At 65.1% G+C, this 19,208-nt stretch carries 12 protein-coding genes and 2 pseudogenes; 9 read left to right on the top strand and 5 right to left on the bottom strand.

Translation table 11 applies throughout. The features are described from left to right. Nucleotides 1–201: 201 nt before the first annotated feature. Complete coding sequence (locus ACVWW1_RS34135; protein WP_456658912.1) at nt 202–1,518, top strand: mechanosensitive ion channel family protein; 1,317 nt, start codon at nt 202–204, stop codon at nt 1,516–1,518. A 281-nt stretch (nt 1,519–1,799) separates the two neighbouring features. Then, nucleotides 1,800–2,624 carry a type I methionyl aminopeptidase gene (map, locus tag ACVWW1_RS34130; RefSeq protein WP_456658911.1) on the top strand — a complete coding sequence of 275 codons (825 nt, stop codon included), beginning with the start codon at nt 1,800–1,802 and terminating at the stop codon, nt 2,622–2,624. 12 nt (nt 2,625–2,636) lie between these two features. Here the strand turns inward: map and ACVWW1_RS34125 are convergent, their stop codons facing one another. Then, nucleotides 2,637–3,356, bottom strand: coding sequence for a DNA-3-methyladenine glycosylase I (locus ACVWW1_RS34125; RefSeq protein WP_456658910.1), 720 nt, complete (start codon nt 3,354–3,356; stop codon nt 2,637–2,639). A 124-nt stretch (nt 3,357–3,480) separates the two neighbouring features. Between ACVWW1_RS34125 and radC the strand changes: the two genes are divergently transcribed. The 5 genes from radC to ACVWW1_RS34100 all read left to right on the top strand — a co-directional run bounded on the left by radC (nt 3,481) and on the right by ACVWW1_RS34100 (nt 11,088). Next, the gene (radC, locus tag ACVWW1_RS34120) at nt 3,481–4,194 is read left to right on the top strand and encodes a RadC family protein (RefSeq protein WP_456658909.1); all 714 of its coding nucleotides are present in this window, start codon (nt 3,481–3,483) and stop codon (nt 4,192–4,194) included. 400 nt (nt 4,195–4,594) lie between these two features. Then, nucleotides 4,595–6,709, top strand: a complete 2,115-nt coding sequence (gene glgX, locus ACVWW1_RS34115; protein ID WP_456658908.1) for a glycogen debranching protein GlgX — start codon at nt 4,595–4,597, stop codon at nt 6,707–6,709. Between the two features lie 444 nt (nt 6,710–7,153). After that, entirely contained in the window at nt 7,154–9,019 is a 1,866-nt protein-coding gene (locus ACVWW1_RS34110) for a sigma-54-dependent Fis family transcriptional regulator (protein ID WP_456658907.1), read from the top strand. An 81-nt stretch (nt 9,020–9,100) separates the two neighbouring features. Beyond that, complete coding sequence (locus tag ACVWW1_RS34105; RefSeq protein WP_456658906.1) at nt 9,101–10,684, top strand: hypothetical protein; 1,584 nt, start codon at nt 9,101–9,103, stop codon at nt 10,682–10,684. Next, nucleotides 10,684–11,088: a hypothetical protein gene (locus ACVWW1_RS34100; protein WP_456658905.1), complete on the top strand. Its 405-nt coding sequence runs from the start codon at nt 10,684–10,686 to the stop codon at nt 11,086–11,088. The genes ACVWW1_RS34105 and ACVWW1_RS34100 overlap by 1 nt, the downstream gene beginning before the upstream one ends. A 9-nt stretch (nt 11,089–11,097) precedes the next feature. Here the strand turns inward: ACVWW1_RS34100 and ACVWW1_RS34095 are convergent, their stop codons facing one another. The 4 genes and pseudogenes from ACVWW1_RS34095 to ACVWW1_RS34080 form a co-directional block, all read right to left on the bottom strand. Next, on the bottom strand, nt 11,098–11,853 hold the full coding sequence (locus ACVWW1_RS34095; protein WP_456658904.1) for an SDR family oxidoreductase: 756 nt from the start codon (nt 11,851–11,853) through the stop codon (nt 11,098–11,100). A 316-nt stretch (nt 11,854–12,169) separates the two neighbouring features. Next, nucleotides 12,170–12,726 (bottom strand): annotated as a pseudogene (locus ACVWW1_RS34090) (flavin reductase family protein). A 79-nt stretch (nt 12,727–12,805) separates the two neighbouring features. Continuing rightward, nucleotides 12,806–13,906, bottom strand: coding sequence for an LLM class flavin-dependent oxidoreductase (locus ACVWW1_RS34085; RefSeq protein ID WP_456658903.1), 1,101 nt, complete (start codon nt 13,904–13,906; stop codon nt 12,806–12,808). Nucleotides 13,907–14,319: 413 nt separating this feature from the next. Further along, nucleotides 14,320–16,661: pseudogene (locus tag ACVWW1_RS34080) on the bottom strand (mechanosensitive ion channel domain-containing protein). A gap of 321 nt (nt 16,662–16,982) precedes the next feature. On the opposite strand from ACVWW1_RS34080, the gene ACVWW1_RS34075 reads away from it, so the two are divergent. Together ACVWW1_RS34075 and ACVWW1_RS34070 are read left to right on the top strand one after the other, a co-directional pair. Then, nucleotides 16,983–18,923: an ATP-dependent Clp protease adaptor ClpS gene (locus tag ACVWW1_RS34075; RefSeq protein ID WP_456658902.1), complete on the top strand. Its 1,941-nt coding sequence runs from the start codon at nt 16,983–16,985 to the stop codon at nt 18,921–18,923. A gap of 106 nt (nt 18,924–19,029) precedes the next feature. Next, a complete protein-coding gene (locus ACVWW1_RS34070; RefSeq protein ID WP_456658901.1) occupies nt 19,030–19,197 on the top strand; it encodes a hypothetical protein in 168 nt (55 codons plus the stop codon). Nucleotides 19,198–19,208: the final 11 nt, after the last annotated feature.

Below are 19,208 nucleotides of genomic sequence, written 5' to 3'. Positions count from 1 at the left end.
TTCCGATAAATCGGAACGGGGCTCTCGATTCTCGTTTTGACGCGTTTTCTTCACGCGAACCGGTGACCACTTCGCTCGAAAACGCTCTAACTCGCCCCGACACTGTGGTGTATCGATGGTCGCGCACGCGCCTTTGTGGGAATCTCCCTGCATCTTCGAATCACATTTGCCTGACCCGCGCCTCGAGTTGAGACTTTGCCGATGGACATGAGCTGGAAGGACGTCCTGGAATCGATCCAAATGGCAGCGCGCTCGGTCGGCGCCGAGATCGCCTCGCCCTGGTTCTATCTGCAGTTCGGCATCATCCTCGCCGCCGCGGGCCTCGCCTACGCCGCCGATACCGCCATTCATGCGCGGGTCAACATGTCGTCGCTGGTGAGCCGCTGGCCGTTGCCGCTCCGGCACTTCGCTCGGGTAATGGTGACGAGCGCCTCCACCGCCGTGTTCGCGATCCTGATGGTGATCTCGCGCATCGTGATGTGGCACGCGACCTGGCCGAGCCGCAGCTATCTGATCGCGGTCTCCGCCAAGCTGGCGCTGGCCTGGCTCGTGATCCGCCTCGTGACCTCGGTGATCGACAACGCCTTCATCGTCAAACTGGTCTCGGTCGCGGCCTGGGTGGTCGCCGCCCTCAGCATCATCGGCCAGCTCGACTGGGCGGCCGATACGCTCGATTCGTTCGCGGTCGTTGTGGGCGGCCTGCGGCTGAGCCCGCTGCTGCTGATCAAGGCCGGCGCGGTGCTGATCCTGGCGCTGTGGCTGAGCAATATCGCCAGCAATTTCATCGACGGCCAGATCACCCGCTCGACCGACCTGACCCCGTCGATTCAGGTGTTGCTGGTCAAGATCATTCGCATCGGCCTGATGGTGGTCGCGGTCGCCATTGCCTTGAGCGCCGTCGGGATCAACCTGTCGGCGCTGGCGGTGCTTTCCGGCGCCGTCGGCGTCGGCATCGGTTTCGGCCTGCAGAAGATCGTCGCCAACTTCATCTCGGGCATCATCCTGCTGGTCGACAAGTCGGTGAAGCCGGGCGACCTCGTCACCATCGGCGACAGCCAGGGCCGAATCAGCGCGATGAAGACCCGCTACATTTCCGTCGCCGCCGGCGACGGCCGCGAATTCCTGATCCCGAACGAGGACCTGGTGACGCAGAAGGTCACCAACTGGACCTACACCGACAAGAACACACTGGTGAAGATCGCTTTCGCCGCCAATTACGACGCCGATCCGAGGCTGGTCTGCAAGCTCGCGATCGATACCGCTACGGCCCACGCCCGCGCGCTCAAAGGCAAGCCGCCGAACTGCATCCTGACCGAATTCGCCGAGCTCGGCATGAAGTTCTCGCTGACCTTCTGGATCGCCGACCCGGACGGCATGGACAATGTGAAGAGCGACGTCATGCTGTCGCTGTGGGATGCCTTCAAGCAGCAGGGCATCAAGGTGCCCTACCCGGTGCGGGAACTCCGGATCCGCGGCGGCGCGCTGCCGGTAGAGAGCGCGGTCGAGGTCTCCAGCTAAAGCCTGGAGAGATCAAGCAGAGCTGGAACGGCGTCGGACGTTCACCTCTCCCTTGGGAGAGGTGAACCAAGACCGCACCAAGCCGATTCAAACAAAACTCATCTGCTTTATGGCGCTTCAGAGGGACCTTTTTTGGGGTGACGGCGGCTGCTGTTCGGATTTGGCCGGAAAATCAAGCCGTTTGAGCATTGTCCCCATGCCCAACCTTGGCTTGCGCCGGGCGCGCCGATCATTAAATTAGGGCCTGAAATCAGCCCCCTGCCCGCAGAAACATCCCGACCATGAGCTATATCGACGCCACCGACACCTCGCTTCGCAAGACCGGCCAGATCAAGCTGCACGGACCGAGCGGCTTTGCCGGCATGCGCAAGGCCGGCGCCCTGGTGTCGAAATGCCTCGACGCACTCACCGACATCGTCAAGCCCGGCGTCCCGACCTCCGTGATCGACGACTTCGTCCGCAAGTTCGCCTTCGACCACGGCGCCTATCCGGCGACGTTGATGTATCGCGGCTATCGCTACTCGACCTGCACCTCGATCAATCACGTGGTCTGCCACGGCATGCCGGGCGACCGGCCGCTGAAGGAAGGCGACATCGTCAATGTCGACGTCACCTTTATCGTCGACGGCTGGTACGGCGATTCCAGCCGCATGTATGCGATCGGCGCCATCGCGCGGAAGGCCGAGCGGCTGATCGAGGTGACCTATGAGGCGATGATGCGCGGCATTGCCGCCGTCAAGCCCGGCGCCACCACCGGCGATATCGGCCATGCCATCCAGAGCTTCGTCGAACCGCAGGGCATGAGCGTGGTGCGCGACTTCTGCGGCCACGGCCTCGGCCGCCTGTTCCACGACGAGCCGAACATCATTCATATCGGTCGCCCCGGCGAAGGCGCTCCGCTGAAGCCCGGCATGTTCTTCACCATCGAGCCGATGATCAATCTCGGCAAGCCGCATGTGAAGATCCTGTCCGACGGCTGGACCGCGGTGACCCGCGACCGCTCGCTGTCGGCGCAGTTCGAGCACTCGGTCGGCGTCACCGCCGACGGCGTGGAGATCTTCACGCTGTCCGAGCGCCATGACGAGAAGCCGTGGGCTCAGGTGTAAGCGGCGGCGCGATCAATAATCGCTCCGCGTACGCCTCTCGATCTCTTCGGGCGTGTGGTTCTCGCCGATCGACATCGCGCAGATCCGCGACAGATGCAGATAGGACAGCCCGGTCTCCTCCGCCCAGGCGTTGAACAGCGCCTGCACCTTGGCGAGATCGCGCTTCGACTTGACCTCCTCGGCGATATCGAGGCCGGCATCGCGCAGGCAAGCGACGACGTCGCGCGAGGTGACGAAACCGTCCCAGCCGAGGAAGCGCAGCAGCATCTGCCCGGTGTTGCCGCCGAGCCGGCTGCCGCGCTTGGTCAGCAGATCGAGCAGCCCGATCTCGTTCGACGGCGGCCAGGCCGCGAGGAACTTGCCGAAACTGCCGTGCTCGCGCGCGATCTCCTGCACGAAGCGGCCATTGTCGCGCACCGACATGATCTTGGCGCCGTTGCGCACGATCCTGGTGTCACCAGTCAGCTTCTCCCAATATTCGTCCGGCTTGAATGCAAGCTTGGCGGGCTGGAAGCCGAGAAAGGCGTCCTCGAAGCCGGGCCATTTGGCGTCGATCACGCTCCAGGCGAAGCCCGCGCAGAACACGCGCCTGGTCATTTCGGCCAGCACGCGGTCGTCGCCGAGCTTTGCCAGCGCCTTGGCGCCCGCCGGCGGCCGCAGCAGTTTCTCGAGCGCCTTCGGCCCGCCCTTGCGCTTCTCTGCGCGCGAGCGGATCACCTTGAATGATGTCATACCGCCCTCCCTCTTTTCGATCCTGAACGTTGCAGCCGACGGTAATTCGCCCGTCGCATCGTGGCAAACCGGGACATTGCATCGCCCCTTGCAAAACGCGGCAGGCACGGCATGGTTGTGGCCGATGCCCGCCAAACCCGACACCAGCAACGACGACACCGACGAGACGCCGCATTATCACGGCCATCGCGAACGGCTGCGCGAGCGCTTCTACGCCGCCGGGCCGGACGCGCTGACCGACTATGAGCTCTTGGAGATGGCGCTGTTCGCCGCGATCCCGCGCCGCGACACCAAGCCCTTGGCCAAGGCGCTGTTGAAGAAGTTCGGCTCCTTCGCCGAGGTTGTGCATGCGCCGGTGGCGCGGCTGCGCGAGGTCGACGGTGTCAAGGATGCCTCGATCAATCAGCTCAAGCTGCTCGCCGCGGCAGCGGGCCGGATCGCCAAGGGCGAGATCAAGCGCAGCATCGCGCTGTCGTCCTGGAACGACGTCATCGACTATTGCCGCACCAGCATGGCGTTCGCCGACAAGGAGCAGTTCCGCCTGCTGTTCCTCGACAAGCGCAACCAGCTGATCGCCGACGAGGTGCAGCAGACCGGCACCGTCGATCACACCCCGGTCTACCCCCGCGAGGTGATCAAGCGCGCGCTCGAACTGTCTGCGACCGCGCTGATCCTGGTGCACAATCATCCCTCCGGCGACCCGACGCCGTCGCAGGCCGACATCCAGATGACCAAGGCGATCGTCGACATCGCCAAGCCGCTCGGCATCGCCGTGCATGATCACATCATCGTCGGCAAGAACGGGCACACGAGCTTCAAGGGGATGCAGCTGATGTAAGCGCCCGTCGTCCCTGCGAAAGCAGGGACCCATGACCACAGAGTCGTGATGTGAGAGCGAGCTGTGGCCTCAGCGTTACGCAACAATTGAGATTTGGGGTAATGGGTCCTGGCTTTCGCCAGGACGACGTTGAGGATGAGACGCAATTCAAGATGTCGAACAGCGCGGTGTCGTCACCCGCGCATGCGAGTGATCCAGTATTCCAGAGATTCTGTGCTTGAGCCGAAAGGCCGCGGCGTACGAGAACGCCGCGACATGCCGCCCTCGGCCTGCCCTTGCGTCACACGATCCATGACAACTGCCGCTAAACTAGCCAATGCAACGTTTTCCGCGCGGCGGCGTTTGTTGCAGGTTGATTTGCCAGTTCCAGGATGGCTTTGTCGCAAGCCTTGGGGGACCGATGTCCGATTTCGTGATCGAGGAAGGGCTGCCCTATCCGCTCGGCGCCCATTGGAGCGGCCACGGCACCAACTTCGCGGTGTTTTCCGCCAATGCCACCAAGGTCGAGGTCTGCCTGTTCGACGGTGAGCGCGAGACCCACCGCTTCGAGCTGCCCGAATATACCGACCAAGTGTTTCACGGCTTCATCAACGGCGTGCAGCCCGCCACGTTCTACGGCTATCGCGTCTACGGCCCCTACCAGCCGGATGGCGGCCACAGGTTCAATCCGAACAAGCTGCTGCTCGATCCCTATGCCTGTGCCCATGCCGGCAGCCTCAGCTGGAATCCGGCGGTGTTCGGCTACAAGATGGAAACGGGTGACGATTTGACCTTCGACGAGCGCGACAGCGCGCCGTTCATGCCGAAATGCGTGGTGGTCGATCCCAATTTCGACTGGGTCCAGGAGGCGCAGCGGCAGGACGTGCACTGGGACGAGACCGTCGTCTACGAGACCCATGTCAAGGGTTTCACCAGGCAGCATCCGGGCATCCCTGAAAACCTGCGCGGCACCTATGCCGGCTTCGGCGCGGACGCGGCGATCGATCATCTGAAGGCGCTCGGCATCACCTCAGTCGAGCTGTTGCCGGTGCATTCCTTCATCAACGACAGCAACCTGCTGGACAAGCACCTCACCAATTATTGGGGCTACAACACGATCGGCTTCTTCGCGCCGGACCCCCGCTACGCCGCCGATGTGCCGAACAGCCTGCGCGAATTCAAGGAGATGGTGTCGCGGCTGCATGGCGCCGGCCTCGAAGTCATTCTGGATGTCGTCTACAACCACACCGCCGAAGGCAATGAACGCGGCCCGACGCTGTCGTTCAAGGGCATCGACAATGCGAGCTATTACCGGCTGCTGCCCGACAAGAGGCGCTACTACATCAACGACACCGGCACCGGCAACACGGTGAACCTGTCGCATCCCCGCGTGATCCAGCTGGTGATGGACAGCCTGCGCTACTGGGCCGGCCACATGCATGTCGACGGCTTCCGCTTCGATCTCGGCACCATCCTGGCGCGCGAGGTCTATGGCTTCGACGAGCAGTCCGGATTTCTCAAGGCTGTCAACCAGGACCCGCTGCTCGCGACCGTCAAGCTGATCGCCGAGCCCTGGGACTGCGGCCCCGGCGGCTACCAGGTCGGCGGCTTTCCGCCGGGCTGGGCGGAATGGAACGACAAGTACCGCAACACCGTGCGCGATTTCTGGCGCGGCGAGGCTGGGCCCGGCGCGCTGGCGCCTCGGCTGCTCGGCTCGCACGACGTGTTCAACCGCGAGGGGCGCCGCACCTGGGCCAGCGTCAACTTCATCACCGCGCATGACGGTTTCACGCTGAACGACTGGGCGAGCTACAACAGCAAGCACAACGAGGCCAACGGCGAGCACAACAACGACGGCTCGTCCGACAACCATTCCTGGAATTGCGGCGCCGAGGGTCCGACCGACAACCCCGAGATCCGCACTTTGCGCGAACGCCAGAAGCGCAACATGCTGGCGACCCTGCTGGCCTCGCAGGGCACGCCGATGCTGCTCGGCGGCGACGAGTTCGGCCGCACCCAGCGCGGCAACAACAATGCCTATTGCCAGGACAACGACATCTCCTGGTTCGATTGGAATTTTTCCGACGACGCCAACAAACTGCTCGCCTTCACCAAGCGGATGATCAAGCTGCGGCGCGATTATCCGATCCTGCGCCGCAGCCGCTTCCTTTCCGGCGATCGCGATTCCCAGCTTGAGATCCGCGACGTGGTCTGGATCAACAGCTCGGGCGTGGAGATGACGCAGGCCGACTGGACCACCGGCTGGATCAAATGCTTCGGCGTCGTGCTCGACGGCCGCGCCCGTAAGACCGCCATCGCGCGCAAGGGTGAAGACGACACCGTGCTCGTGATCCTCAACAGCTATGAGGGCGAGGTCGACTTCAAGCTGCCGGCGACGTCCGCGAGGCCGCAGTGGTCGCTGCTCGTGGATACCAGCGCGCCGGAGAAACCGGCGGGCGCGCCGTTTGGGTTCGACAGCACCTGCAAGGTGGCCGGGCGTTCGTTCGTGCTGCTCACGGCGGGTGAGGTCAAGTAGCTCCGTAGTTCGCACGAGCGATATGCGGGGCCGGCACGGCGCAAGCTCCCGCATGTCGCTTCGCTCATGCGGGCTACGCAGCCAGGCCTCCACCCGGGCTCCATGCCCCCCGCCTTCTCCTTCCCCCTGAAAGGGGGAAGGTCGGGATGGGGGTCAGCCACAGGCGACGCTCTATGCGGAGAGAGCAGATCCCCACCCGCTTTGCTCTGCCGAGCAAAGCGACCTTCCCTTTTCAAGGGGAGGTTAGAGCCGTGCGCCTCTACTCACCGTGCAGCCTGAACGATCTTCGCCAGAACCGCACGCGGACCGGCGGATTGCGCTTCGCTAATCCACCCGACGATCCCCACGTCCACCCAACCTCCCTTCCCCGCGACCCCGTCGGCCAATTGACATTCGCTGTCGGGGTGCCAGACTTCGCGGAAAATTAGGGGTGGAGACCTCTGGATGGCCAATCTTTCGGCCTCGAATCACGTCGCCCGTGTTTTATCGGCGGCCAATCAGGTGGCCGGCGTCGACACCGAGGCGCGGATTGCTGCGTCCTGGCGGCGCTGCGTGGTCAATCACAACCTCGATCCGGCCCGGCGCGGGCCGCCGCAGACCCTGACCGAAGCCGAGGTCCGGCACATCGCCGAACCGATGGAGGATTTGATCCAGGTCGCGATCCCGGAGCTCGAGGACCTTGCCCGCGTGCTCCACGACTCCGGCTACTGCGTCAACCTCGCCGATCCAAACGCCACGATGCTGGTGAGCCGCCTGCCCGGGGGCGACTACGCGCGGATGTTCCTGGAGTGGAAGATCTACACCGGCTCGAACTTCGCCGAGACCTTCGAGGGCACCAACGGGCTCGGCACCGCGCTCGCCGAGCAGCGGCCGATCATCGTGCATGGCGACGAGCATTTCCGCGAGCAGTGGCACATGTTCACCTGCGCGGTGTCGCCGCTGTTCGACCATGCCGGCCGGCTGGCCGGCGCCGTCAACATCTCCTCCTGCCGCAACGATCTCGGCCGTAGCGCGCATGAACTGGCGCTCGCCGTCACCGCGGAGGCGACGCGGCGGATCGAGCAGTCGTTCTTCCGCCGGCGCTACCGCGCCTCCTGGATCGCGACGCTGCCCGGCGACGGGCACGGCATGCTCGCCTATGACGACGACCGCCGCGTCGTCGGCGCCTGTCGCACCGCGCGCGGCGAGTTCGGGCTGACGGACGCGATGATCGATGACGGCATCGACCTGTCGCGCCTGATTCAACTGGACGATCGCGCGGCGCGTTCCGCGGACGAACCGGTCACGCTGCGCCGGGCCGACGGCACGCCATGGGGCCGTGGCCGCGTGGCGCCGCCGGTGCGCGCGCGTGTCTCCCGCCCGCTGCCGGCACCGTCGCGCGAGGCGCCTGCCGGACAGTTTTCCGGCCTGCACCGGCTGGCGGGGCGCGATCCCGTGCTGATCAAGGGCGTGAAGCGGCTGATGACGGTCGGCAATCTCGATCTGCCGATCCTGCTGCGGGGCGAGACCGGCGCCGGCAAGGACGTGTTCGCGCGCGCCATCCATGCGGCGAGCAATCGCGCCGGCCGCAACTATGTCGCGCTGAACTGCGCGGCGATGCCGGAGAGCCTGATCGATGCCGAGCTGTTCGGCTACGAGGCCGGCGCCTTCACCGGCGCGCGGCGCGAGGGATCGAAGGGGCTGATCGTGCAGGCCTCTGGCGGCACGCTGTTCCTCGACGAGATCGGCGACATGCCGCTGTCGCTGCAAACGCGGCTGCTCCGCGTGCTGGAAAATCGCGAGGTCTGGCCGCTCGGCGCGCTGAAGCCGGTCGCCGTCGACATTCGCCTGATCAGTGCGACCCATCGCGACCTCGCGCGGATGGCCGAGGACGGCAGCTTCCGCTCCGATCTGTATTACCGGCTGCGCGGCATGGAGATCCGGCTGCCCGCCTTGCGCGAACGCGCCGACCGCAGGGACATCATCACGCAGATCGCCGACGAGGAAGCGCCGCACTGCCGCATCTCGGCCGATGCCTGGGCACAGTTGATCGCCTATCCGTTCCCCGGCAACATGCGCCAACTCCGCCACGTGCTGCGGCTCGCAGGCGCCACCGCCGAGGGCGGCGTCATCACCGAGGCCGATCTCGACCTGCCGCCGGTCGGCACGCGCAACGTGGGGGCCGATCATGCGGCGACCGAGCGTACCGCGATCGTCGAGGCATTGCGCACCAATGACGGAAGAGTGACGGACGCTGCCAAGGCGCTCGGGCTCAGCCGCGCGACGTTGTACCGGAAGATCAAGGCGTTAGGGATCGAGCTGGACAGCTAGACCGGAGGCGCACCTCCTGTTCCGGCGGCGCGGGAACGGTGTTATCATACGCCTTTCATTCAACGCCACGGAGCGGGTCCCATGACACGGTTTCCCCTCGCTGTGGTCGTTGGCCTGGTTGCCGCGACCATTTCGCAGCCTGCCGCCTCGGATTCTACTGAACAACGATTGGGCAAAGTCCATTTTGCGACGTCCTGCAAACCGGAAGCGCAGGAGGCGTTCGATCGCGCCATGCTGTATCAGCATTCGTTCTGGTACAGCGCATCGCGACGCACCTTCGAGGAGGTGCTCGAGGCCGACCCGCAATGCGCCATCGCCTATTGGGGGATCGCCCTCAGCTATCTCTACAATCCACACGGGCCGCCGCCGCCGGAGAACCTTCCGCTCGGCCTCGAAGCCGTGAAGAAAGGCCAGGCGCTGGGTGCGAACACCCCGCGCGAGCGGGAATACATCGACGCGATCGCCGCGATGTATGTCGACTATGACAAGGTCGATCACCGCACCCGCGTGCAGAGATTCCTCGCGGCCGAAGAGCAGGTCGCGACGCACTATGCCGACGATGACGAGGCCCAGATCGCCTATGCGATCACGCTCAACGTCGCGGCATCCCCTACCGACAAGACCTATGCCAACCAGCTGAAGGGCGCGGCGCTGCTCGAGCCGATCTTCAAGCGCCAGCCCGAGCACCCCGGCATCGCCCACTATCTGATCCATCTCTACGACTATCCGGCGCTCGCGGAGAAGGGTCTCCCCGCGGCGATGCGCTATGCCAAGATCGCCGAACGCGCGCCGCATGCACAGCACATGCCGTCGCACATCTTCACGCGCGTCGGCTACTGGAAGGAGTCGATCGCTTCGAACAAGGAATCCGCGCGCATCGCCAAGGAAGACGGCGAACAGCAGGATCAGGCGCACGCGATGGACTATCTGGTCTATGCCTATCTCCAGCTGGGGCAAGACAAGGAGGCGCGCGCGGTGGTCGACGAGCTCGGCAAGCTCGAGTTCAAGCAGGATCGGTTCGCCGGTCCTTACGCGGTGGCGGCAAGCCAGGCTCGCTATGTGTTCGAGCGCGGCGACTGGAAGGAAGCTGCCGCGCTTCAGGTCCGTCCGACCAAGTACGCCTATGCGGACGCCATCACCTATTTCGCGCGGGCGGTCGGTGCCGCGCGCTCCGGTGATCCGGCGGCCGCCAAGGCCGATGTCGCCAAGCTCGCCGAGCTGCGCGACAAGCTGAAAGACGCCAAGGATGCCTATTGGTCCAACATCGTCGACATCCAGCAGCAGATCGCGAGCGCCTGGGTGCTGTACGCCGAAGGCAAATACGACGAGGCGCTCGGCGCGATGAATGCCGCCGCGGGGGCGGAAGACAAGACCGAGAAGCATCCCGTCACCCCGGGACCGCTCGCGCCGGCGCGCGAGCTCTACGCCGCCATGCTGCTCGATCGCGGCAAGGCCGCCGACGCGCTTGCGGCCTATGAGGCGGTGCTCAAGAAGGAGCCCAACCGGCTCGCGGCCTATGTCGGGATGATCAAGAGCGCCAGGGCGGCCGGCGATCAGGCCAAGACCCGGGAATGTGCTGATCACATCGCCCGGCTCACTGCGGATGCGGATCTGTCGAGGCCGGAGCTGATCGAATTGCGCCAGACAACCGGAAGCAAGCTGTGATGCCGCGGATGACATGGCGCAACGGTGGTGCGGCGCTGCTCGGCGCCGTTGCGCTCTGTCTTTGCCACGTGCCGCCGCTCGGTGCGATGGAGATCCTCGGCCAGGCCGGCGTGCTCGGCGAATGGGAGCTGACCGGGCATCTCACCGAAAGCGGACCGGATGCGCGCAAGCAGTTCTCCGGACCGCTGAAGATGAAGCATGTCGGAATCTGCGCCCAGGATGGACCCGAGGAACGCGCAGGAGAGATCCGGCTGCAATTCACGGGTGCGGATTCGCGGGTGACGGCCGAACTCGTGCTGGACGGCGCGCCCTGCACCTACAGTGCCCGCAAGACGCACAATTACGAGGGCACGCTGTCCTGCGAGGGCCGCGCGCCCGTCCCGCTGCTGGTGTGGCTCAAGTAGCTGCCACCGTCAGGCCGCCGGTCGCGAGCGGCGCAGCCATTCGTTCAGATCGATGCGGCCGAGGCGCGCCTCGCCCAACGGCACCAGCGAGTGCTCCTCGACCCGGCCGCCCCAGTAGAGCGCGTCTGGGTCTCGCACCACCTGACGCGGGTCGCCGATTGTCTTCAGGTAGCGGGCGACAATTTCGTTGAATGGCGCGCGTTCCGGTCCGGCAATCTCGACGATGCCGTTGCGCGGCGGCTCGAGCACCACATCGGCCACAAGGGCGGACACATCCTCCGCCGCGATCGGCTGAAACAGGCCGGGCGAGAGCCTGACGGTGTTTCCAACTGCACCCGCATCGGCGATGGCTCCGACGAATTCCATGAACTGCGTCGCGCGGATGATGGTGTAGGGGATGCCGGACGCCTCGATGAGTTTTTCCTGGGCGACCTTGGCGCGGAAGTATCCGTTCTCGGGCGTGCGGTCGGTTCCGACGATCGAGAGCGCGACATGGTGCTTGACGCCGGCCGGCGCCTCCGCCGCCAGAAGGTTGCGTCCGGAAGTCTCGAAGAACGCCATCACCGCCTTGTCCTCGAATGATGGCGAGTTGGCCAGGTCGATCACGACAGCCGCGCCGGCCAGTGCCTCCTTGAGCCCCTCGCCGGTGATGGTGTTGACGCCGCTCTTGGGCGAAGCGGCGACAACGTCGTGGCCGCGTTGACGCAGAATGGCAACGGTCCTGGAGCCGATCAGTCCGGTGCCGCCGATCACAACGATCTTCATGATTTGGTCTCCCTTGTCGATGACTAGAGATTTGGCGATCTCGGGACGCGCTTGTGCTTCAAGCTTGCTGGCGGCAAGCGCGATGAGCGCACCGATTGATCGACGTATCGACGAACGTTGCGGGCTCGCAAAGCGAGATCGCGCGGACGTGCGGCTGACGAGGAGAGTTGAAGACCTCGCGCCGCCGTATCGATCGCTCCTGCATGCGCGACGGCAATTATATCATGCCGCTCGCATTGATGGCGCGTTCGTGAAGTTGATCAGGATTGGTCAGCAGTGCTGATTGACTCGGGGAGCCGTGCCGCTCGCCGCGGCTTCAGGAAAACTCGTTCCAGCTCACGCGCCGCGCGTCGACGTCGCCAAGCGTGATCGGATCGTGGATGTTGCGCACGCTCTGGAAGCCGCTACGCAGATAGATCAGCGGATCGACCGTGGTCACGGCGCGGACATGCTGGACTTCGCCGATGAAGATCGAATGGGTCTTGGTCTCAAGCTCCTGCGCCAGCACGCAATCGAACGCCGCGACGGCATCCTCCAGCACCGGGGCGCCGGTGGCGCCGGTGGTCCAGCGGCCGAAGCCAAAGCGGTCGTCGCCGTTGACGCCCTTCTGACCGGAGAAGGTCAGCGCCAGCAACGCGTGGTCCTCGTTCAGGAAGTTGATGACGAAATGGCGCTCCGCGCGGATGCGCTCATGCGCGCTGGCATTACGGTTAACGCAGACCAGCACCGAGGGCGGATTGTCCGACAGGGAGCAGGCCGAGGTTACCGTCAGGCCGGTGCGCTGCCCCGGCTCGCGGCCGACCGTCACCCCAGCGCCACCGCGCCCGCGCAATGCCGCATCGCCTGCTTGAAACTCTGTGCGTCGACCGTCATGCCCTGACCCTGATGCGAAAAACCACGCTTAAGATATGCGAGGCAGGGTGCGAGGCAAGCCCCGCACCCCGCCTATCTGTCATGCAGCCTTCTCGAACTCGGCGCCGAGATGCTTGAGCCGCGGCATCACCTCGTTCTTGAGCAGGTCCAGCGAGTGCCGCCAGGCTTCCGGCTTGTGCTTGTAGTCGAAGCCAAACACGCAGAGCACGCCGAAGCCGCCGACCTCCCGGTAGATCTTCTCGATCTTCTCGGTGACGGTCGCGGGCGAGCCGACGATCCAATTCCGGCGCGCGCAATATTCGACGGTGACGTCGCTGTCGGGCACGTCGGGGGCGTGCTTCAGATAGTCCTTGAAGCCGAAATGGCCGAGCAGCGGCAGGAAGTACTCGCCCATCATCCGGCCCATCATGTCGCCAGTCGACAGCCTCCACGCCTCCTCATCGGTATCAGCCACGAACACCTCGCGCACCAGCCGCCAGTCCTTGCGGCTCGGCTTGCGGCCGGTCTTGGCCGCGCCGGCTTCGACCGAGTCCCAGTGGCTGCCGACATAGGCGGGGTTGAGGTTGAGGCTCATCGGGATGAAGCCGCGCTCGCCGGCGAGCTTCAGCGTGTCGGAATTCTTCGACAGGCCGGCGACGCCGATCGGCGGATGCGGTGCTTGCTGTGGCTTGATGTGCGGTTTGAGGAAGTCGAACATCGTGTCCGGCTTCGACACCGTCCAATACTTGCCCTTGTGCGTCCACGGTCCGGGCTCGGACCACATCTTCAGGATGATCTCGAGCGCCTCGCGGGTCATGTCGCGGTTCTGGCCCGACATGCCGTCGACGTTGAACATCGCCCAGTCGCTCGGCAGGCCCGAGGCCGCGACGCCGAAGTTCAGGCGCCCGTTCGAGAGATGGTCGAGCATCGCCACGCGGTTGGCGAGTTCGGCCGGGTGATGATACGGCAGCAGGAAGCCGCCGGGCCCGATGCGCAGATTCTTGGTCTGCAGCAGCGCCTGCGCGACCAACAGGTCGGGCGACGGATGCGGCTCCCACGGCGCGGTGTGATGCTCGCCGATCCAGGCCTCCTGATAGCCGAGCTCGTCGAGCCAGCGCAGCGTCTGCAGGTCCCAGTCGTGGCCCTCCTTCAATCCGCACTCCGGCGGGTGCGAGGGCATCGTGAAGTAGCCAAGCTCCATGTGCGTTTCCTTCCTTCGCTTGAGATTCAGTCATGCAATGCGTCTTGCCGCGCATTCGAAGACGCGTTGAGCAAGCGCTGTGCCAGCGCGGAAATCGCAGGAGAGGAAGAGAAACGCGGCGTTTTCGGCCAGGTGCAAGCCATGCCTCGGGCCGAGCGAGGCCCTTGCCGTCTCATCGTCGCGAGACGGTGTCGCAACCGTGAGACGCGCAACACGCTCAGCAGTTACGGCGAGCTGGGATCAAGCTGGCGCGGCCGCCGCCAAGGGACTGTGCTCCCTCTCCCGCTTGCGGGGAGGGTTGGGGTGGGGGTATCTCAGCGAGTCACATCGTGGAAAGAGCCTCCACCCGGATCGCATCTGCGATGCGATCCGACCTCCCCCGCAAGCGGGAGAGGTGGAGCAAGACAAAGGGATCAGCCCGCGGCGCGGCGCGGCAGCTTGTTTGTATCCAGCTCGGAGGGCGCGGGAAGCTGCATCAGGATGGTCTGGCCCATCGAGGCGATCTCGATGCCCTCCTCCTGGAAGCGCCGCTTCATGCGGCGGTTGAACTCGCGCTGCACCGACCAGCGGCCGCCGTCGGTGCAGCGGATCTGGCCGACGATGGTCACGACGGAGCCGTCGACCTTGTCGACGCCCCACAATTCGAGATCGCCGCGGATCAGCGCGCGATACGCGGTCTCCTGGCGCATTTGGGCGACGATGTCCTTCAGCACCTCGCCGGCGCGGTCGGTGTCCTCCTTGTAGGACACGTTGACGCTGACCGCGGCGTTGCCGGCGCCACGGCTGGCATTGGTGATCGTCGTCACCGCGCTGAACGGCACGATATGCACCGAGCCGTCGCCGGCACGAAGCCGCATGGTGCGGATCGAGACGTTCTCGACCACGCCCGACAAGCCTGACACCGTGACGGTGTCGCCGACCTGCACAGTGTTCTCGAGCAGCAGGAACAGCCCGGTGATGAGATCCTGCACCAGCTTCTGCGAACCGAAGCCGATCGCGATGCCGACGATGCCGGCGCCGGCGAGCAGCGGCGCTACATTGACGCCGATCTCGCTGAGCGCGGTGAGCCCGACCACTGCGACGATGATGCAGAACAGCGCGGTGCGCAGCATCGGCTGGAAGGTGCGCAGGCGCGCGGCGCGGGCGAAATGCCCCTCACGCGACAGCGTGTCGATCTGCCGGTCCATCAGCGCATTGGCGACTTCCCAGATTACCGCCGCGGCGAGCGCGGCGATGCCGATCGTCACCAGCGCCGAGAGATCAGGCGAGAGCCGATCTGGCCGCCATAGAACCAGACGATGGCATCGACGCCCCAGACCTCGAGCAGCGCGACGAAGCCGACCAGGGCGATCACCGCCGTAACCACCTTGCGCAGCAGCGGCAGATAGCGGTTGGCGCGGGTCTCGAGCCCCGGGAAGCGCTGCATCAGGTCCGGGCTGATGCGGAAGCCGCGATCGATCAGGCTCAGCACCACCATGGTGACGAGCCGGGTGACCAGCAGCACCGCGACGGTGCCGACGAAATATTGCAGCAGCAGCGAATAGCCGTTGCGGATGTTGAGCGCCCACACCGCCCACAGCGCGAGATCGAGCGCGATCGCCAGCACATGCCACAGCGAAGCGAGACGATTGCGCGTCCGCGCCGCAAGGCCGGTGCGATCGGCCGGCGCGCGGATGACGTCGGCGACCTGGCGGCGGCATTGCAGGATGATGACGACGACGAAGAGGTGCACCACCAGCATCACGAGCCGGAGCAGCGCGGCGTAGCCGGCGTGGGACAGCCCAAGCAGCAATGCGACATTGGCCAAGCAGATCCCCGAGACCCCGACGGCGACGATGCGCCGCGCCCATATCTCGATATAGGCCGCGGTCTCGGCACGGACGCGGACCAGGCCGAACGGGCCGGCCAGCGCGCGCACCGCGCAGATCAGCGCGCGCGAGAAGGCATAGGCGTTGATCACCGCGAGGATCACGAGCCGCGTGGTCGACTGATTGCCGATCTCGGTGCTGAGCAGCGCGGCGGCCACGCTGAGAAACACGACCACCGGCAGCAGCTCGAGCACGAGGCGCCCGAGCACGAAAGGCAGCCGGACCAGCGACTGCCAGGCCCGTGCCAGGCTGAGCCGGCGGCGATGCAGATCGCCCTCCGGCGTGACGTCGGCAACCGACGACGGCGGATCGGCGCTGGCGAGCGCCTGCACCGGCACGCGCGCGGTCTGCGGCAGCCGCGCTTCAAGGAACGCGACCGGCCGCTTGATCAGGCGGAACACCACCCATTCGGCAGCCAGCGCGCAGCCGAGCACCAGCGCCAGCTTCCAGGCGATGTCGATCATGAGGCCATAGGCGGCCGGATCGTTGGCGGTGCGCAGGAACCAGTAATAGAACGCCGGGAAATGCGTCAGCGTGCGCGCAACGTCGGCAACCTCGCGCGACATCTCGCCGACCTGCTCCGAGACCATCAGCAGAAGCTGCGCGCCGAGGCTGTCCGCGCTGAGCGGGATCGGCGACTGCTGCTCGGGCGCCGGCTGCGCGGCCGCCTGCGGCGAGGCATTGGCGATGGCGCGCAGCGTGTTGATGATCTCGCCGCGCTTCTTGTCGTCCTGCAGCGCGTCGAGCGCACGCTTCGCCTGCTCCGGCGTCAATGCGTCGCTGGTACTGGGTTGCGGCGGCGCCGGCTTCGTGGCCGGCTGCGCAAGCGCGGGCGAGACGAACAGGGCGAGGATGAGGAAAAGCGCAAAGCGAAGTTTGTGCGACACGAGGGCCTCTTATTAAAATAGTTGCGCGACCGCAGATCCCCGGGAGGACTCTGCTCTCGCGCTCGCGCCATGTCGGATCGCCCCTTTTCGCCTTGATGATGTGTCGGAAGTTTGCCGCCGCGACGACCATCTCTTGGCATTTGCCGCAACACAATCGTCACAGGTGTTGAGCGGCGTTTACGCATGGAGGTCGTTCCGGCCGAGCGGGCCGATCTGCGCGCCACACGCCAGGGCTGAGGCGGGACAATCTTTCGCTTGACGCGCAGCCGTCGCTATGATGTTCTTATTTTGTTCTGGTTCCGATTGCGTTTCGAGGTGATCATGCACGATGTCTTTGACGAGGGCGGCCCGATCAAGCTGTTCATTCACGACGATAGCGAGACACCGATAGAATTCATGCGCGACCTGCTGCGCACGGTATTCGGCAAGTCCCGGAAAGAGGCGGTTGCCGCCACCGCACGGATCGAGACCCTGAACGGAATCGCCTGCGGCCCCTATCCAGCGGGCGTGGCCCAGGCGCTGTTGGAGTCCGCCCAGCAGCTGATCCGCAGCAATGGTCATTCGTTGCTGATCACGAGCACGGCTCCCGATGCGGCCAGGCCGTGTGACCTCTGTGGCGTGCTGGATCCTGTGACGGACGTTTTTCTCAGCCGCAAGACGGTCTGCCTGTGCAGCAACTGCCTGCTCGCCGCCAGGGCCAGTTCGGAAAAGCTGCCGGGCGAGGAGTTCCGATATGCCTTCATAGCGCTCGATTGGCATTTTGCGGGAGTGCCACGCAACCAGATCCTGACCCGGTCGCGGCAATTTCCTGGTCACATGCGTGCCGATGTTCAGATCGCGATCGACCGGCTGTTCGATACGCCGCTCCATTTCTTCGGCCTCCATGAGGAGCATCGCTACGAGACCCTCGCTTTCGCCGCGCTGATGGAAAACAGCCGCAACGCTCCGGCGATCGCGCCGCCGCAATATCACGACGTCGACGTCGGCGAGTCCGAGCCGGTGAAATGCCTCACCAATGGCTTGTGGCTGTGCCAGACCGAAGAGCTGCGCTACGCGGTGCTGCTCAGCTACCATCGAGATTATCGGAGCGAGCCGGGCTTGCGCATCGAGCTCGCGGTACCCGCAGGCATCGCCGGAAACGTCTTGGTGCAACGAACCTTTGCCGAGCTGGAAGCGGCCGTGCATGCGGCACGATCCTATCGCGGCAAGATTCTGTCGCTGGAAGATGCCGCCGACTATCGCGGCCGCGCCCGCGGCGTCACCGTGCATCGCCTGCCGACGGTGGCCCGCCATGACGTGATCCTGCCGGAGCGGACGCTGCGGCTGCTCGACCGCAACGTGCTCGACTTCGTCGAAAGCCGCGATCTGCTGCGCAAGCTCGGGCAGTCGACCCGCAAGGGCATCCTGCTGTACGGCCCGCCCGGCACCGGCAAGACCCACACCATCCGCTATCTCGCCACCAACCTGCCAAACCACACCACGCTGATCATCACCGCCGAGCAGGTCGGCCTGCTCGGCGCCTATATGAACCTCGCGCGACTGCTGCAGCCGACCATGGTCGTGATCGAGGATGTCGATCTGATCGCGCGCGACCGGGAGGACATGGGCGGGCCGTGCGAGGAATCCTTGCTCAACAAGCTGCTCAACGAGATGGACGGCCTGAAGGAGGATTGCGATATCCTGTTCCTGCTGACCACCAACCGCCCCGAAGAGCTCGAGAGTGCGCTGGCCGGCCGGCCCGGCCGCATCGACCAGGCGATCGAAGTGCCGCTGCCCGACGAGACCGGCCGAGGCAAGCTGGTCCGGCTCTACGGCAAGGGCCTGGCGCTCGAACAGCCCGTCATCGACGAAGCCGTACGACGCACCGAAGGCGTCAGCGCCGCCTTCATCAAGGAGCTGATGCGCCGTCTCGCCCAGGCCAGCATCATCCGCGACGGCGGCGAGCGGGTCACGACCTCCGACCTCGACGGCGCGGTCAGCGAAATGCTGTTCGACGGCGGCCGGGCTCAACGCCAAGCTGCTCGGCGGCGCACAGGGAATGAGCGCGGGGTGATCGGAATGGCTGCGCTTCCCGGCAGATTTGCCGCTTCTCTCTATCTCAAAAATGAGATATCCTCGCGATGTCCTGGAGCGTCGAAATCCTCAACGAGGTCGTCGTGGAAGAGATCGCGGCGCTGCCAGCCGACATGCAGGCGCGTTTCATCCGCCTTTCGGAGCGCATTTCTGCCGCCGGGCTGGAAAGTCTGGGCGAACCGCATGTGAAGCATTTGGTCGGCGCGTTGTGGTCGTCCGCGCGTTCGTGAAGAAAGTCACAGAAGACGCCACCGGGTGAGATCGAGTTGGCGCTGCGGAGGGCAAAGGAAGTCACATGACGATACCGTTCGAAAAGCTCAAGGCGCGCCTGTTGGCCAATCCGAGGGTCCGGGCGGAATACGGTGCGCTCGCGCCTGAGTTCGAAATCGCTGCCGAGTTGCTCAAGGCGCGTCAGCGCGCCGGACTGTCGCGAGTCCGAGCTGGCGGCCAAGATGGGCACTAGAGCATGATGTG

This window comes from Bradyrhizobium sp. JR3.5, from assembly GCF_054057015.1.
Note: the sequence above shows the minus strand (reverse complement) of the source record. Positions and strands in the feature narration are given on the sequence as shown.

Coding starts and splice junctions, on each gene's coding strand:
- ACVWW1_RS34125 (WP_456658910.1), bottom strand. CDS start 3,356: ATGACATCATTCAAGGTGATCCGCTCGCGCGCAGAGAAGCGCAAGGGC.
- radC (WP_456658909.1), top strand. CDS start 3,481: ATGCCCGCCAAACCCGACACCAGCAACGACGACACCGACGAGACGCCG.
- ACVWW1_RS34085 (WP_456658903.1), bottom strand. CDS start 13,906: ATGGAGCTTGGCTACTTCACGATGCCCTCGCACCCGCCGGAGTGCGGA.
- map (WP_456658911.1), top strand. CDS start 1,800: ATGAGCTATATCGACGCCACCGACACCTCGCTTCGCAAGACCGGCCAG.
- ACVWW1_RS34075 (WP_456658902.1), top strand. CDS start 16,983: ATGCACGATGTCTTTGACGAGGGCGGCCCGATCAAGCTGTTCATTCAC.
- ACVWW1_RS34105 (WP_456658906.1), top strand. CDS start 9,101: ATGACACGGTTTCCCCTCGCTGTGGTCGTTGGCCTGGTTGCCGCGACC.
- ACVWW1_RS34110 (WP_456658907.1), top strand. CDS start 7,154: ATGGCCAATCTTTCGGCCTCGAATCACGTCGCCCGTGTTTTATCGGCG.
- ACVWW1_RS34100 (WP_456658905.1), top strand. CDS start 10,684: ATGCCGCGGATGACATGGCGCAACGGTGGTGCGGCGCTGCTCGGCGCC.
- ACVWW1_RS34135 (WP_456658912.1), top strand. CDS start 202: ATGGACATGAGCTGGAAGGACGTCCTGGAATCGATCCAAATGGCAGCG.
- glgX (WP_456658908.1), top strand. CDS start 4,595: ATGTCCGATTTCGTGATCGAGGAAGGGCTGCCCTATCCGCTCGGCGCC.
- ACVWW1_RS34070 (WP_456658901.1), top strand. CDS start 19,030: ATGACGATACCGTTCGAAAAGCTCAAGGCGCGCCTGTTGGCCAATCCG.
- ACVWW1_RS34095 (WP_456658904.1), bottom strand. CDS start 11,853: ATGAAGATCGTTGTGATCGGCGGCACCGGACTGATCGGCTCCAGGACC.